Source organism: Paenibacillus sp. MAHUQ-63, from assembly GCF_028765165.1.
GTDB lineage: Bacteria > Bacillota > Bacilli > Paenibacillales > NBRC-103111 > Paenibacillus_E.
On the sequence record NZ_JARADB010000003.1, the window covers coordinates 1429104 to 1445482 of the forward strand.

The 16379-nt window shown below is 52.0% G+C and carries 13 protein-coding genes; 2 read left to right on the top strand and 11 right to left on the bottom strand.

The window, feature by feature from the left end:
- Positions 1-2 precede the first annotated feature (2 nt).
- The 3 genes from PUT07_RS22100 to pdhA form a co-directional block, all read right to left on the bottom strand.
- Positions 3-1337, bottom strand: coding sequence for a dihydrolipoamide acetyltransferase family protein (locus PUT07_RS22100; protein WP_274470621.1), 1335 nt, complete (start codon positions 1335-1337; stop codon positions 3-5).
- 32 nt (positions 1338-1369) lie between these two features.
- Positions 1370-2350 carry an alpha-ketoacid dehydrogenase subunit beta gene (locus PUT07_RS22105; protein WP_274470622.1) on the bottom strand — a complete coding sequence of 327 codons (981 nt, stop codon included), beginning with the start codon at positions 2348-2350 and terminating at the stop codon, positions 1370-1372.
- A 113-nt stretch (positions 2351-2463) separates the two neighbouring features.
- Positions 2464-3546 carry a pyruvate dehydrogenase (acetyl-transferring) E1 component subunit alpha gene (pdhA, locus tag PUT07_RS22110; protein WP_274470623.1) on the bottom strand — a complete coding sequence of 361 codons (1083 nt, stop codon included), beginning with the start codon at positions 3544-3546 and terminating at the stop codon, positions 2464-2466.
- 264 nt (positions 3547-3810) lie between these two features.
- Here pdhA and PUT07_RS22115 point away from each other — a divergent pair, with 264 nt between their 5' ends.
- Positions 3811-4542, top strand: a complete 732-nt coding sequence (locus tag PUT07_RS22115; RefSeq protein WP_274470624.1) for an alpha/beta hydrolase — start codon at positions 3811-3813, stop codon at positions 4540-4542.
- 1125 nt (positions 4543-5667) lie between these two features.
- On the opposite strand, the gene PUT07_RS22120 is transcribed toward PUT07_RS22115, so the two are convergent.
- A complete protein-coding gene (locus PUT07_RS22120; RefSeq protein ID WP_274470625.1) occupies positions 5668-6504 on the bottom strand; it encodes a lipoate--protein ligase family protein in 837 nt (278 codons plus the stop codon).
- Positions 6505-6697: 193 nt separating this feature from the next.
- Here PUT07_RS22120 and PUT07_RS22125 point away from each other — a divergent pair, with 193 nt between their 5' ends.
- Positions 6698-7969, top strand: a complete 1272-nt coding sequence (locus PUT07_RS22125; protein WP_274470626.1) for an ATP-binding protein — start codon at positions 6698-6700, stop codon at positions 7967-7969.
- Here PUT07_RS22125 and PUT07_RS22130 read toward each other — a convergent pair.
- The 7 genes from PUT07_RS22130 to PUT07_RS22160 form a co-directional block, all read right to left on the bottom strand.
- Complete coding sequence (locus tag PUT07_RS22130) at positions 7952-9769, bottom strand: peptidoglycan D,D-transpeptidase FtsI family protein (protein ID WP_274470627.1); 1818 nt, start codon at positions 9767-9769, stop codon at positions 7952-7954. The two genes, PUT07_RS22125 and PUT07_RS22130, sit on opposite strands and share 18 nt — an antisense overlap.
- Before the next feature lie 141 nt (positions 9770-9910).
- On the bottom strand, positions 9911-12088 hold the full coding sequence (locus PUT07_RS22135; protein ID WP_274470628.1) for a methyl-accepting chemotaxis protein: 2178 nt from the start codon (positions 12086-12088) through the stop codon (positions 9911-9913).
- Positions 12089-12277: 189 nt separating this feature from the next.
- Positions 12278-13561: a peptidase U32 family protein gene (locus PUT07_RS22140; protein WP_274470629.1), complete on the bottom strand. Its 1284-nt coding sequence runs from the start codon at positions 13559-13561 to the stop codon at positions 12278-12280.
- Positions 13562-13587: 26 nt separating this feature from the next.
- The gene (locus PUT07_RS22145; RefSeq protein ID WP_274470630.1) at positions 13588-14517 is read right to left on the bottom strand and encodes a peptidase U32 family protein; all 930 of its coding nucleotides are present in this window, start codon (positions 14515-14517) and stop codon (positions 13588-13590) included.
- Between the two features lie 45 nt (positions 14518-14562).
- Entirely contained in the window at positions 14563-15660 is a 1098-nt protein-coding gene (mltG, locus tag PUT07_RS22150) for an endolytic transglycosylase MltG (RefSeq protein WP_274470931.1), read from the bottom strand.
- Between the two features lie 116 nt (positions 15661-15776).
- Complete coding sequence (locus PUT07_RS22155; RefSeq protein ID WP_274470631.1) at positions 15777-16073, bottom strand: DUF1292 domain-containing protein; 297 nt, start codon at positions 16071-16073, stop codon at positions 15777-15779.
- Positions 16070-16378 carry a DUF1292 domain-containing protein gene (locus PUT07_RS22160; RefSeq protein WP_274470633.1) on the bottom strand — a complete coding sequence of 103 codons (309 nt, stop codon included), beginning with the start codon at positions 16376-16378 and terminating at the stop codon, positions 16070-16072. Before PUT07_RS22160 ends, PUT07_RS22155 begins: the two co-directional genes overlap by 4 nt.
- Between the last annotated feature and the right edge of the window lies 1 nt (position 16379).

The following is a 16379-nucleotide window of genomic DNA, read 5'->3' on the forward strand; positions in this document are numbered from 1 at the left end:
TGTTACACCTCCAAGACGAGAAGCTCTGGATCAGCCAGAAGCTGTTTGATATAGTTCAAGAAGCTTTGTGCTGTAGCTCCATCGACAATGCGGTGGTCAAAGCTTAAGGAAAGAGCCATAACGGATGCCGCCACGATTTCGCCGTTCTTAACGACCGGTTTCTCGGTGATGCGTCCTGCGCCAAGGATCGCAACTTCAGGGAAGTTGATGACCGGTGTGAAGAACATACCGCCTACGGAACCGATATTCGTAATGGAGATTGTACCGCCCTTCATCTCGTTCGGAGACAGCTTGCCTTCGCGGCCGCGAAGCGCCAGGTCTTTGATCGAGGAGGCGATGGACCATACGTTCTTACGGTCAGCATCGTGGATAACAGGAACGAGCAAGCCGTTGTCCGTATCTGTAGCGATACCGATGTTGTAGTACTTTTTGTACACGATCTCTTGCTTCTCTTCGTCGATCATTGCGTTCATAACCGGGAATTGACGGCATGCTGCAACCAAGGCTTTCACGATGAAAGGCAGGTACGTCAGCTTCACGCCTTTCTTCTCGGCAAGAGGCTTCGTGCGCTCGCGCAGCGCTACTAATGCGCTGACGTCGATTTCGTCCATCAGTGTCACGTGCGGTGCCGTGTACACGGATTTCACCATAGCGTTCGCGATGACTTTGCGGATTCCTTTGAACGGAATACGCTCTTCGACGCGATCGCCTGCCGCTACCTGCGTGCTAGCCGCAGGTGCCGCGCTGCCAGCTGCTTCCGCTGCAGCCGGGGCTTCCGCCGCCGGAGCTGCCGCCGCGCCGGCTCCTGTAAAGCCAAGGACGTCCTCGCGTGTAATGCGGCCGTGCTTACCAGTCGGCGACACCTCTGCGAGGGCGACGCCTTTCTCTCTTGCCAGCTTGCGCACGCTAGGCGTTGCAAGCACTTCGCGGCCTGCGCCGCCGCTTGGCGCGGACGGAGCCGGAGCGGCTGCAGCAGGTGCTGCCGCTGGAGCCGGTGCTGTTGCTACCGCTGTAGCAGCAGCTGCAGGAACCGCTGCCGCCGCAGGGGCAGCATGGTTCGAGCTGGCGTGATGCATGGATTCCGCCGGCATCTCGCCAGTGACTTCGATCGTCATCACGAGTTCGCCGATCGTACAAACTTGTCCGTCTTTGACCGCGACGCTTACGACTTTCCCTTCGACCGGACAAGGAACTTCAACGACCGCTTTATCGTTCTGTACTTCCATCAGAATCGTTTCGTCTGTTACCGTGTCGCCAGCTTTCACGAGCAGCTTGACGATCTCGCCTTCATGTATGCCTTCACCAAGCTCTGGGAACTTGTATTCAAACAATGCCACGTGGACAACCTCCTGTTACCTTCGAGTGAGAATTAGAATTCGAGTACTTGTTTAATTCCAGCAATAACGCTTGCTGGGCTTGGCAACCAAGCATCTTCGATTTGAGCGAACGGATAAACGGTATCCGGAGGCGCTATACGCAATACCGGAGCTTCCAGGTGAAGAATGGCTTTCTCGTTAATTTGCGCGATAACTTCTGCAGCTACACCGGAAGTTTTCTGTGCTTCTTGAACGATAATCGCACGGTTCGTTTTCTTAATCGAAGCGACGATCGTGTCGATATCCAGAGGAAGCAGCGTGCGAAGGTCGATAACCTCCACTTTCACGCCTTGCGTCTTCTCGATTTCTTCAGCGGCTTTCACGGAAGTATGAACCATGGCTCCGTAAGTGATCACCGTTACGTCAGAGCCTTCGCGAACGACGTTCGCTTTGCCAAGCTCAACCGTATACTCGCCTTCAGGTACTTCTGCGCGGAATGCGCGGTATAAGTTCAGATGCTCCATGAAGAAGACAGGGTCATTATCGCGGATCGCGGAGATGAGCAAGCCCTTCGCATCATAAGGATTGGATGGGACGACTACTTTGATACCAGGCGTCTGGACGAGCAAGCCTTCAAGCGCATCCGTGTGAAGCTCAGCCGCTTTCACGCCGCCGCCGTAAGGCGTACGGAATACGATCGGCGAGTTGTAACGGCCGCCGGAGCGGTAACGCATACGAGCTGCTTGCACGCAGATTTGGTCAAGCGCTTCGTAGATGAAACCTACGAATTGAATCTCGGCGATCGGACGGAAGCCTTGAACGCCAAGACCGACGGCAAGACCGCCGATTGCGGATTCGGCAAGAGGCGTATCGAAGACGCGGTCTTCGCCGAATTCTTTTTGTAAGCCTTCTGTAGCACGGAATACGCCGCCGACATGGCCCACGTCTTCACCGAACAATACGACATTTGGATCTCTTTCTAGTTCAACGCGCATCGCGTCTTTAATCGCTTGAATCATCGTCATTTGTGCCATGACTTCTTCGTGCCTCCTAAGAGTTTTTCGCCAGAAAAACTGGCTTCGTAAGCATATGCTTGTTTTCGTTAGAAAACTTGCATCGTAAGGTTAAGCTGAGTTTTCGTTAAAACTTATTTGTACGCTTGCTTCTGTTCTTCTAGGTGAGCCGGTGTGACTTCGAACATGGAATCGATCAAGCCCGGGATCGTCATTTTCTCTGTTTCCTCGGCTTTCTTGATGTGTTCAGCAACCGTTGCTTTCGCTTCTTCTTTCACTTGTGCCTCGATCTCTTCGTTCCATAGACCTTTCTTGGTCAAGAAAATACGCATGCGCGTAAGCGGATCTTTAGGCTCCCAGTTGGACTCTTCGTCTTTGGTACGGTATTTCGTCGTGTCATCCGCCAAGGAATGCGGACGGTAACGGTATGTCAACGCTTCGATCAAAGTAGCGCCTTCGCCTTTGCGGCCTCTTTCGGCAGCTTCTGTGACAGCTTGAACAACCGCCAGAACGTCCATTCCGTCAACCTGTACGCCTTTGATACCGGCTGCAAGTGCTTTATGCGCTACGGACATAGCACCTGTTTGCTTCGCGTAAGGCGTTGTAATGGCATAGCCGTTGTTTTGGACGAAATAAATCGCAGGCAGCTTGAACGCTCCCGCAAAGTTCAAACCTTCGTAGAAATCGCCTTCGGAGCTTCCGCCGTCACCTGTATACGTAATCGCTACGCGCGGCTCTTTACGCTTCTTGAATGCCATCGCTACACCGGTTGCATGCAGAACTTGCGCGCCGATGATGATTTGCGGCATAAGAACGTGAACGTCCTGTGGAATTTGACCGCCGTGCTGATGTCCGCGGGAATACAGGAACGCTTGATAAAGCGGCAGTCCGTGCCATACGAGCTGCGGCATATCGCGGTAACCCGGGCAAATGAAATCATCTTTATTTAAAGCAAATTCACTACCGATCATGGAAGCTTCTTGGCCGGATACCGGCGCATAGAAACCAAGGCGTCCTTGACGGCCGAGGTTAACTGCTCTTTCGTCCCATACGCGTGTGAATACCATTCTTCTCATTAATTCTTTCAATTGGTCATCGCTAAGATTAGGCATTTTGTCGGGATTTACAATCGTGCCGTCTGGAGCCAGTACTTGTAAAGGCTCAACCTTCTCTGTGGTCACTTCGTAATTTGCTTGGCTGACAAGTGGCTTACTCATACCATTTCACCTCTTATATGATTTTGATGCCTGCTAGCTTCACTTCTGTTATAGTATTATTATAAACCTGTTTTCGTGAATTGTACACCAGTATCCTTGTGTTATATGACCTTTTTTAGCGGAAATGAATAGTACAGTTTAGGAAAATATATAATACAGTTAACATTAAATTCACAACTGCTATAATACACCTTACCCAAACCGCTTCCAACATACGCTTCCGGTTCCATATTTGCCCAAAGATAAAATAAAGGAGAATTACTTATGTCGGATGACTCCCGCTACTATCAAAGAACGATTATAAAGGATGAACTCACCTCTGTCCTGCTTCAAGAAACTCGCCCGCTTCGCATTTACCTGCCTCCCGGTTATAACGAATTGCTGTCCTACCCCGTCATTTATTGCCAGGATGGCGAGCAATTCTTCAACTTCGGGCGCATTGCCACAACGATCACACGCTGTATTTTGGATGAAGACCTGGAGCCTGCTATCGTAGTAGGCGTCGACGTCAACAACCTCCACCGCACATCGGAATATGCTCCGGAAGGAGAGCGACATGACACTTACTGCCGCTTCTTCGCCGAGGAGCTTCTCCCTTATATAGAGAGCCGTTATCCGGTCCGAACAGAGCGATCGGAGCGTATTGTTGCAGGCGATTCTCTCGGAGGAACCGTTTCCTTGCATCTCGCCTTAGATTATCCTAGCCTTTTTTGCCGTGTTATATCCTTATCGGGCGCATTTTTCGACATCACGCGGGAACGCATCAAAGCCGCGGACGACTTGTCTTGGCTGGAGCTGTACATGCTAGTCGGTCTGGATGAAACGGACGTAAAGACAGAGCGAGGGACTTTCGATTTCGTCCGCGAAAACCGGCTGGCCAAAGAGGAGCTCGAGAACAAAAACGTTGTTCTCCATTACCTCGAGAAGCCGGGCAAGCACCTTTGGGGCTTCTGGCAAGGTGAGCTTGCCGCGGCGCTGCATTATTTTCTCGGGTAGCCACAGCAAAAAAAACCGTCAAGAATCTGAAATTCACCCACAATGTGAGGTTCAGTTAATTCCTGACGGTTTTTATTCGTTTGGCTGGCCTTTGGACTTTGCCCGGAGGGCCTCGGCCCGAATGACCTTATTTCCCGATTTCAGGCCGAAATCGGGTGCAAAACGGACAAATAAGGACACTGGTGTCCGTTACATTTGCCAAACAGCCCTTTTTCGCCGAATAAGGGCTGCTGTGTCCGTTAGCGGGGCGCGGCTCCTCGCTTGCGCCACAATGTCTGCCAATTGTATGAAGGGCAGACTGCCTCGACCTTTCTAACGGACACAGCGACCGGTATTCTCACGAAAGACATCGTGTTCCGTTTCTAACGGACACGGATGACCTTATTTCCCGATTTCAGGCCGAAATCGGGTGCAAAACGGACAAATAAGGACACTGGTGTCCGTTACATTTGCCAAACAGCCCTTTTCGCCGAATAAGGGCTGCTGTGTCCGTTAGCGGGGCGCGGCTCCTCGCTTGCGCCACAATGTCTGCCAATTGTATGAGGGGCAGACTTCCTCGACCTCTCTAACGGACACAGCGACCGTTATTCTCACGAAAGACATCGTGTTCCGTTTCTAACGGACACGGATGACCTTATTTCCCGATTTCATGCCGAAATACGTTGCAAAACGGACAAATAAGGACACTGGTGTCCGTTACATTTGCCAAACAGCCCTTTTCGCCGAATAAGGGCTGCTATGTCCATAAGCGTGAGCGCGTACCTCGCCTGCCCATTCCTGAACCAACGGGATAGTGTTCGTAAGGACACATCCAACGATGCAAGCCAGCCTGCCACTCCCTCCGGTCAGTCTGTCTCCTGCCTACTGGTCTACCTACCCGCCATGCCTGGCCACCAGTCGTTCTTCCCATCTGCCTTCCAGTGACCTGCCTGCCTACTGGCCCGCCTACCCGTCACGCCCCACTGTTTGCCTATTCCCCGCCATGCCTGATCCACTAGTCACTCTGCCCGCCTGCCGCCCCGCCTACCCGTCACGCCTGTCCACCAGTCATTCTGCCCATCGGCCTTCCGGTGACCTGCCGGCCCTACGACACGCCGCCACGCCTCCCTGTTTGCCTGCCAAGCATCACAATGTGCCACTGTTCGGAATCGCATAACGGTCTTTCAGCAGTTCCATCATTGCTGCAATTTGCTCTTCGTCCGGATAACCCGGTATGTCCGCCGGACGCTTGGCCAGCAATCCGCGTGCGGCCATCAGCGTATGCAAGTGCGCGGTGAATGCCGCTGACGTTAACGGCACATTCAGGCACTCCGCCAAGCTGGCCATGCTCCCCGGGGCCACTAACGGATAATCGCCGGGGGATGCGGACCCGGCTGCCCGTTCATAGAAGCCTCTGGCAAGCGCTGCTTTCGCTTCCCCCTCGCCTTCCACAATAATGAAGGCTTGCACGGATATCGCACGCTGCTGCCTGCGCTGCGCGATACCGCAAAACTTGCGCCCGCCAATCGATAAGTCGAATTCCCCCGGGCAGAACGATCCGAGCACTTCACCTTGATCGATCCGGTCTGTCAGCGTACCCATGAGTTCGCGGATCAGAGCCGCCATTGCTTCAAAATCTTTGCGGTGCTCCATATCTCCCGCTTCTTTGGGCAGCAGCAGCGACACATTCACGACGCCTAGGTCCAGCGGAACTGCCGCTCCTCCCGAGTTTCGCACCGCCGTGTCGTAGCCCTGCTCCAATAACCAAGAATTCGCTCGTGCCGCTTCAGGCAGCCGGCTGTCCCTTAACCCCATGACGAACGCCCTTGGGTGCCGCCATATGTGCAGAATGGGAGGAGCTGTCGGGCCGATCGACCGGCACAGCAGCTCCTCCAATGCAAAGGAATATCGGATGGACCGAGATTCGGTCTCGTCCGTCCGATCCAGAATGACCATCGAAGATGGGAGTGGTGCATATGTCATTGTCGTAATCTCCTGAGCTCGCAATTTACTTCCATGCTTCGAATTGTACGGGATTCCGGCTTATGCCGCAACGTGCATACGGCGTTTTTTCGCCAAAAATCATCAAAATTTTGGAAGCAAATCAAAGGAATTTCTAATTTTCTGTCGAATTAGAACGTGCTACCATCAAATTTTTATTAAGTAGGCGAGATCCTTGAACGTAATTGACGATTTACTGCTCAATATTCTTGTTTTAACCGTCCCCATCGTATTATCACACATTTTTTGGCTGGACAGGCCTGACAATACGGACCGTTATTATAAATACGGCGATGTCCTCATCTTCGTCATCAGCTCGGTCCTCGCTATCTTTTGTATGACCCATCCGGTTTTCAAATTCACCGGCATCGAATTCGATCTGCGCATCATTCCGTTGCTTATCGCTTTCCTTTATAGCGGCGTCAGGTCAGGGCTTGCCGTCTCAGCGGCCATACTCGTCTTCTCCTACTTCATGAACGGAGCGCTTTTCATCTGGAGTTTCACTTTATCGGCCCTGCTCGTTCCCTTCATTCTTGCTTTCATTGCGCTGAGCAATTGGAAGCATCTCACCCCCAAAGTCATGTTTCCCAGTTTGCTTGCCTGCGTCAGTGCTTTGGCTACCTTTTGCTTAACGATGTTGGACCGGATATCATCGTTTGTTGCGATGGACGGCACCTTCTTGCTTTACGGCCTGCTGTTCTGTGTCATACATTTCTTTACCATGTGGTTCCTGACCTCTCTCATCGCCCGTATCCAGGAAAATATCGCCATGCGCCAAGAAGTCCACCGCTCCGAGAAGCTGAACGTCTTAAGCGAACTGGCTGCCTCTGTCGCCCATGAAATTCGAAACCCGATGACGGTTGCCCGCGGCTTTATGCAAATCCTCAGCCAATCCCAAGTCACCGAAGAGAAGAAGCAAATCTACACGTCCATGGTCATTAAGGAAATTGACCGCGCCCAAGCCATTATTACCGATTATTTATCTTTCGCCAAACCGGAAGCCGAGAAGCTGGTGCAGCTTAACGTATCCGAACTGACGAATAAACTGAGCAATCTCATTCATCCGTATGCTTCCATGCGCGGAGTAGAAATCTCCATCGACATGGAGCCATCGCTGAACATACAAGCCAATCAGGAGAAATTGATTCAATGTCTCGTCAATTTAACGAAGAACGGCATCGAAGCCATGCCGGAGGGCGGCCAACTGCGAATTGCCGGCTTTAAGCAAGGCTCCAAGGTTATCGTGCAAATCACAGATAGCGGGGTCGGCATGACCTCCGAGCAGATCAACCGTCTGGGAACTCCCTTCTACTCGACGAAAGATAAAGGGACGGGCCTTGGCATGATGGTCTCGTACCGAATTATCAAGACGTTCGGCGGCCTTATTGAAGTTACCTCTCAGCCGGATCAAGGAACGCGCGTCACGATCTCACTGCCTGCCGCTTGACGAACCTGCGAGAATATCCATAATTCCTTTGAATAGCGGTATGGCCTTGTTGCTCTCGGATGGATCCGTGTTCTTAATGACCACGGACACGGCATACTTCGGCGCTGTCACAGGGCCGTATCCGATGAACCACTGGTTGATCTTCTCTTGCTTGCCTGCCATCGTTTGGGCGGTTCCGGATTTGCCGGCCAACGACCACTTCGCCCCCTTCAATCCTTGTCCCGTTCCTTCGGTCACGACTTCTCTCATCCAGCTTAACAGGGTGCGGCTTGTCGCGGCCGATACCCGGCCTTCACTCGAAGCTAGCGCCTGCGGCGGGAACTTCTCCATGACCCGGTCCGTTTGGTACCGGATCTCTTGCACCACTCTCGGGGAATAACCCTTGCCCGCATGAAGCAGCGTGACGATCATATTAGACGCTTGCAGCGGGGTCATCAAGACATCTCTCTGCCCGATAGCCGTCTGCATCAGAACCCCTTCGTCATCGTGCGGCGTATGGGCGCCGAACAGCTGCCCGCTCTCCTCGCTGTCGAACTGGCGGAGCATTGTTTCCGCGTCTGTCTGTCCCTTCCAACCGACCTCATCCAACACGCCCAGCTTGTGCGCGTAGGCTTCCAGCTGAGCAGGCGTCAGCCGCTGCATCACGTTCGCGAATACAATATTGCAGGACTGCGCAAAGCCCTCCTCCAACGTTAACGGGCCATGCCCGTCCTTCCTCCAGCACGTAAATCCGTATTTACCGAGCGCTCCATTGCAGGTAAACGTCTCCCCCGGCTTGACAACACCGAGATCCAAGGCGGCGGCAGCCACGACTGTTTTGAAAATAGAACCCGGTGCCGTCGCTTTCAACGCATAGTTGCTCCAGCTATTGCTAGCCAGATCGACAGCCGTCTGGTCGTAATTAGGCCTGCTCGCCATCGCCACAACGTCCCCTTGCTCCACAGCCTGCACAACGGCAGCCCCCTCACGGATATTCATCTGATCCATGAGTTGTTCGATCTGCCGCTGCAAGCCCGCATCCAGCGTCGTTACCAGCTTAACCGGATAAAATGTGTTATCCGGAGCGATCATGCGGGCATCGAGACCGGCCAAAGGCCGCTTGCCGGCATCCATGAAATAAGAGATCGAAGTCTCTCCGATGCCGCGCAGCCACCAATCGAACGTTTTCTCCAGACCTGCTCCGCCAATCTTCGTTGTCAGAGCAACTTTGCCCTTTGCCAAATCTGCTCCGTACAAATTCATGACACGGTCCGGGTTTTGGCCGACGAACCCGATCAGCTGCCGTGCCGTCATGCCGGCCGGATAACGATCCTCCATCTCCACCACCTTGACGTTCGGCAGGCCAAGCGCATGAATCTGCTCCTCTTGCCTGTCCGTTAACGCAGCCGGTTTCCCATCCAATGCCGTGCTCCACACCTGCGGTTCTGTCAAGTCTTGCATGAATGCATGCCACGCCTTACCTGTCGTCTGCAAGATCCGAACCAATTGAGCTTCCTGCTGCGGATCCGGCCTCATCTCGTCATGGATGGGGAACACGACAAGCGCTTTAACCTGAGCGCCCGTCATCGGCCTCAAGTTCCGATCGAGAATATCTCCTCTGCCGCTGTCCAGCACCAACGCGCGCTGTCTCTGGACAACCGAATTTTTGAGCAAATTCACTCCCCGCGAGCTGTAATTTTCCGTTGCCGCAATCTGGATCCAGAACAGCTTGCCGGCAATCCCCGCAAACAGGAGCACAATCGTGAGAAGAACTAGAAACATACGGCGTTTTTCATTTAAAGATAGCTGTTTAACCCTCATGCCACGGACTCCCAACTTTGCCAATTGATGCTGATGGCTACAGTATCGTCATTCCCGCACGCCGGCAAACCGCTCGTTTCCAGGATATATCAAAAAAGCCTACCCTCTGAAATCGAGAGCAGGCTGCGAATGATATAAGAACTATATTTCGAATTTGGAAAGCGTGTCGTTCAGCGACTTGGACAGCAGATCCAGCTTGTCCGACAATTTGACGAGTCCGTCACTGATGCTAAGCTGTTCGGAGCTCAAGGAAGCTACTTCCTCCGATGTCGCAAGCGATTCTTCCGCGACCGCGCTGACATTCGTCATAGCGTCCGAGAGAACGACCTGAGACTGCTCCAGGGTGGAAATGGAATCGCTGACCGTGCTGAGCTGCTCGATAAAGCCGCCCATGTGCGTCGTCACTTGTTTGAAAATGATATCCGCTTCTTTCACGGCCAAAATTTGCTCTTGGAAGATCGGCGTTGCGGTTGACAATACCTTCACCGTCTCATCGATTTCCTTTTGAATCGTTTCTGTAATCTGTCCGACGACGTCGATGGATTGGCGCGATTGATCGGCCAGCTTGCGGATTTCATCGGCCACGACCATGAAGCCTTTGCCTGCCGCTCCGGCGCGAGCCGCTTCAATGGTTGCATTCAACGACAAGATGTTCGTTTGCTTCGTCATGTTGTTGAGAACATCCAGAATTTTGCGGATGGAACGGGTGCTATCCTTCAGATTGTCGACTTTATCGACCATCGAACGGATCATTTCCTCGGTCAAATTCGTTTTGGAGATCAGCTCCGACATATACTTCGTACCTTGCTCGGAGGAGCTTTGAACGTCGGCGGCCGCCGTTCCCATCTCCAGATTCGCTTCAATAACTTGCTTCATTTGGACACCGATATGCTGTGTCAGTTCGTTGCCGCGTTCGGATTCCGTCGCAAGTCCGCCGGCCCCGTTGGAAATTTCATCGGTCGCTACCGCAATCTCTCTGGCGGCAGTCGCCGTCACCTTAGAGGAGTTGCTTAACTCCTGCGCGGTTTCGAACACAGCTTGCGCAGAGTTGCTCGTTTGTTGAACAAGCGTTGTGATCTGCTGCATCATCGTATCGAAGCTTGCGCCGAGCTGTCCGATTTCATCCTGGGTGACATAGTTGGCGCGAACCGTTAGCTTGCCTTTCGCCCCTTGCTGCATCAGGTTGCGCAAATTGATCAGCGGACGGCCGATCATTCTCGCTACGAATAGACCGATTAATACGGCAGCGATGGCAGCGAAGAGAGCGATGAGAAGTGTATAGTTGAAAATTTTCTTGGCATCTTTAACCAATGCGCTGACCGGAATGTCGCCAACCAGATTCCAACCGGATAAATTGGATTTGTAGTAAGCGACCAGATGGTCGTCTTTCGTCGTGAAGGAGCCGTGCTCTTCGGCAAGCTGCTCTTTCGTCAATTGAACTTCCGCATCTTTCTCAAGCTGCGTGATATCTTTGACGGCGACGTTTTTGTTATCAGCATTCGTGATTACGACTTTGCTGTCGTCTCCCAAAGACATGCCATCCAGTTCTTTATTCAACAGATCCGTGCTAAGCTCCAGCAGAAGAACCGCGGAAGTGCTGTTCGTCAGTGTATTTCTCATCAGGCGTCCGATGGCGAACGTATTCGTCGAAGAAGACGAGTACCCTTTGAGCTTACTGTCCAGCCATGCGACCTTGCCGCCGTTATCAATGATCTTTTTGAACCAATCCGTCGAACCGGAATTCTCGCTAAGCGTGCTTCCGCCGGAACCCGTAATGACGATCAATTTGCCGTCGGGTCTGTACAGATGAAGCGTTTTAATCGACTTGTTGGAGAAGGTCACGACATTCAATTTATCCGTTAATTGACGGACGACCTCAAGCGATTCATAGGAGGATGGATCCAGTGTCGGCACTTTCTCGAGAAGGTCCTGCAATTCCTTGTTCAACATAATTTGCAGCGATGTTTCTTCGAACGTCTGGTAGAGGAAGTCCAGCTTCTGCCCCGCCTGCGTGACGGTTTGAAGCGACGATTCCGCCACTTTGTTCTTGATGACGCTCTTGGATACGCTGTACGAAATCATCCCAACGATCAGAACGAAGAACAGAATGCTGATGAAGAACATTAAAAACAGCTTCATGCCGACGGACTTCACCGGGTTCTCCAGCTTCACCTGCTTCATTTCCTTGAATGCGGCTGTGCCCATTTGCTTGGAAGTGCTGCCAGCTGCGCCAAGAATACGACCCCACGGAACATTTCGAATTGTTTGAACGACTGCTTTGTTTAAAAATGCGAGAATACTTTGGAGTCCTTTTTTCATTTCATTCACCGCCATTAGTTTCTGCTTCAATGCCCCCGTACTTTCGTCCTAAATTGAAAAGGGTTACATTCAAGTTTTTTTATATATTTCGACACGCTCAAACAATTTCCTTTATTATTCGTTCCAAAAAAAGAATAAAAAAAGAAACTTTCTCCAATATACCTTAGTGTGGAGAAAGCTTCCATGGTACTATTTTCCTGTTTTCTTTCGCATCATATCCCATTTTTTTACAGGAAGTTCCGTCTTCAATTCGATAATTTGCAGCGGATGCCTTGCTGCGTCCAGCTTTTGACCTTCTTCATTCCAAATCGCGTCAACCTTTTGTTTGAAATGCGTGCCCTCCGGTCCGAAAAACTCGACTTCCTGCCCCGGTTTAAAATGATTCCGCTGCTGAATGCGGGCGATGCCTGTTGCTGCATCATAGGAGAGCACCAAACCGACGAAATCAAACCCGACGACTTTATCCTCCGGCTCGAAGATGTGATCCTCAGGACCCGGTGCTTCGTAGAAAAAGCCCTCATTCAATGGCCGGTTCGCCGCTTTATGAATTTCTTCCAGCCACAGCGGATTCAGCTTGAAATTGTCCGGATCTTCGAAGTAACTGTCGATGGCTTGACGGTACGCATTCACGACCGTTGCCACGTAGTGGATACTTTTCATCCGGCCTTCAATCTTGAAGCTGTCGACGCCGGATTCTATCATATCTGCAATATGCTCTATCATGCTGAGATCCTTGGAGCCCATCGTGAAGGCATCGTCATCTTCGCCGAACAAAGGCAGATCCGTCGCAAGCGGGCCCGATAGCGGCTCATTCTTGGCGAACAAATCATATTTCCAGCGGCATGATTGCGAGCAGCCGCCGCGGTTCGAATCCCGGTCCGTGAAATGGTTGGAAAGGACGCATCTTCCGGAATAGGAGCTGCACATCGCGCCGTGAATGAACGCTTCGATTTCGACATCGACATGCGCTTTAATCTCATCGATTTCCTTCATGCTCGCTTCACGGGCCAGCACGACCCGTTCAATCCCTTGATCTTTCCAGAATTTCACGGTCTGCCAGTTCATGACCGATTGCTGCGTGCTGACGTGAACCTCCAGCTTGGGAGCTACGCGGCGGCACGTCTCCATAATGATCGGATCCGCTGCGATGATCGCGGAGATCCCGGCCTCTTGCAGTCCGCGCAAATAATCTTCCAAGCCCTCGATATCTTCATTGTGGGCATAAATGTTCGTAGCGACGAAAACCTTCGCGCCATACCCGTTCGCGAATTCCACCGCCTCGCGCATCTCCTCCAGCGAGAAGTTATCGGCGCTCGAGCGCAAACCGTATTTCTGCCCGCCGATATAGACGGCATCCGCTCCGTAATGGATCGCAAATTTCAACTTCTCCAAATTGCCCGCAGGGGCCAATAGCTCAGGCTTATGCAGCCTTACACGCTTTCCTCTCGCTCGTTGTTCCAACGCTGTCGTCATCTCGAAAACGCACCTTCTTCCATGTATCAATATACCTGTTCTTTATAGAAAAACCCGTAGGATAGTTCGCGCTCAGGATCCTGCAATTCGGCGATAGCGTCCAGCCATTCCTGCTTGAATGTATAGCCGGCCGGATCGGCCGCATACGCGTCAATGGCCGCGCGATAGCTTCTCACAACCGTTTCATTGTAAACGGCAGATTTCAGGAGCCCTTCAATCTTCAAACTGTCGATATTTCCGTCCATCAGCTCAGGCAAATTCTCCAGCATGCAAATATCTTCCGAGCTCATGATATGCGTGCCGTTGCTGTCCTCATACACCGGATAACGCTGGTCGCGGCGTTCATGCTCAATCAGGAATAGTCCGCGCCCGATGGAGCGATCCTCCGCTACGGCGTCATGGCCCTGATGTTCGATATAATTTTTCACTAGCTCCCGCTTGGAGTGATAAATATTCGTGATGCCGTGAACCTGAACTTCCACGCTCAGTTCCGTATTCGCTTTGAAAGCCAGCACCTGATCCATGTTCAGCTCTCTGGCCAGCACGACGCGCGATGCGCCCTGCCTGCCCCAATAATTCGCCGTCGCATAGTTGGTGGAGGTCATCTCCGCATTCCAATGCAGGGCGAGCCCCTGCGGCAAGGTGCGCGCAGCCATCAGCACCGCAGGATCGCCGAAAATGACCCCGTCAGCACCAAAGGCTTGCAGCCGGCTCAAATATTCGTCAAGCCCTTCTAGCGAGGCGTTATCGAATATTTTGTTAACCGACACATAGACCTTCGCCTGCTTCTCGTGCGCCCAAGCGACGGCCTCTGCGATCTCCTCCGGCTTCATATTCCCCGGAAGGCGCATGGCGTAGCGCTCTTCGCCGACTATAACGGCATCTGCGCCCGCTTCGATTAATCGTTTCACATCTGCGATCGAGCCGCAGCTTACTACGAGTTCTGGTTTTTTCACTTGCTTACCCTACCTTCTGTCAGCTTCCTGTCCATCTTCCATCTTCTAATTCGCGGCTTTTTTGCTTTCCGCAATATTTTTCTTATGTTCCTCGAACGTCTCGGCGAACAAATGCCCTTTCGTTCCATCCTTCTTCGTTACATAGAACAAATATTTCGTCTCTTCCGGGTAGATTGCGGCTTTCATCGAAGCCAGACTGGGACTGGCGATCGGCCCCGGCGGCAAGCCCGTGTTCAAATACGTATTGTAAGGGCTTTGAATCTGCAAATCCTTCTCCAGCAATCGCTCTTTGGATTTATCGAATAAATATTGCACCGTGGCATCGATTTGCAGCGGCATGTTCTTCTTCAGCCTGTTTTGGATCACGCCGGATACGAGAGCCCGCTCTTCATCCTGCACGACCTCCCGCTCAATGAGCGAAGCGATCGTCAGCATCTGATGCACGGTCAGTCCGCGCTCCTTCAGCTTGTCCTTCCAGTCGGGAGGCAGCGTAGCCAGCTTCTTGTCCAGCTCTTGCAAGGTGCGCTCAATGAATTCCTGTTCCGTCGAACCCTTCTTGAATTCATAGGTTTCCGGGAACAAGTAGCCCTCCAGCTTGTGCTTCAGGTTTTTGTTATCGGGGATGGCTAAAGCCGTCTCGCTCTTCAAATCCGCAGGAGCATTCGCCATCTGCAGGAATACATCCTTGCTCCATGGCGTCCCCTCGCTCAATTTAGCAGCGATCTGTTCGATGGTATACCCCTCGGGAATCGTAACGCGGATAACCTCTTCCTTTACGGTTTCCCCTTTATTGAGCTTGTCAATCACCTGATCGAACGTAATCCCCGGCTTCATGCCGTACTCGCCAGCTTGAAATCTGGAGCCTTGCTTCTTCAGTTTGAGATAGTACGTAAAAATGGATGAGTTCTTAATAAGACCTTTGGCCTCAAGCTCTTTGGCAATTTGGACGGATCCGGCTCCTTGCGGAATGGATACCCTCACCTCTTGCTCGGATGCTGCAACCGGCTGCATCGCATTCACGATGAACAGTCCGATCCCAGCGGCCGTCCCCACAAGAAGAAGCAGGATCAGACCTATCACGATCAGGACGATTCTGCGCGTCCTCTTCCTGGGTTCATTGCCTTCACTGCCATGATCAAGCATGTTGTTCACTATAAACCTCCTAAGTGCATAACGGCTTGCTTGCCGCGCAGCCCCTCTGCGCTAGCTCTCCAAGCAAACAAAAACGAGCGGATGCGCTCCGCTCGGTTGTTTGCTTCTTACAAGTCATCCCCATCCGGAAAAACCATCTCGTCGTAGAGCTCCGAAACGGTTTCCCATTCATCGTCGTCCTCGATGGTTTCCAGCTCGTATTGCCCGTCCGCATCCGTCGTTACCCGGAAAACCGCAACCTCGTCTTCCTTCTTCAACTGATCCGATTGCAAAACGGCATAGGTTTGACCCTCATATACGAATTCTTTAAGAAGATGATAGACCGTCGATTCGTTTTGCTCATCAAACAAAATGATATCATCCCCGTAAGCTTTACGCAATACGTCGGAAGGCGTCGTACTCATGCTTCGTCTTCCTCATCGAATTCCGCCATCAACGTGTTGAAGGTTTCTTCCACGATGTTCCATTCTTCCTCATCCTCGATCGTGAACAGCTTCAAATCTTCGCCGTCGTCATCCTCTTCGTAACGGAAGGCGTACACTTCGTCGGATTCTTCGTCTCCTCCGTCCGTAGGCACAACCATCATGTACTTCTTGTCAGAACCGTCCACTTCGAATTTCATGATAACCTCGAACTCTTCTTCGTTGCCTTCATCGTCCGGGATGTAAATGATTTCTGGTTCCTCTTCACGCAATTCTTCTTTGGACATG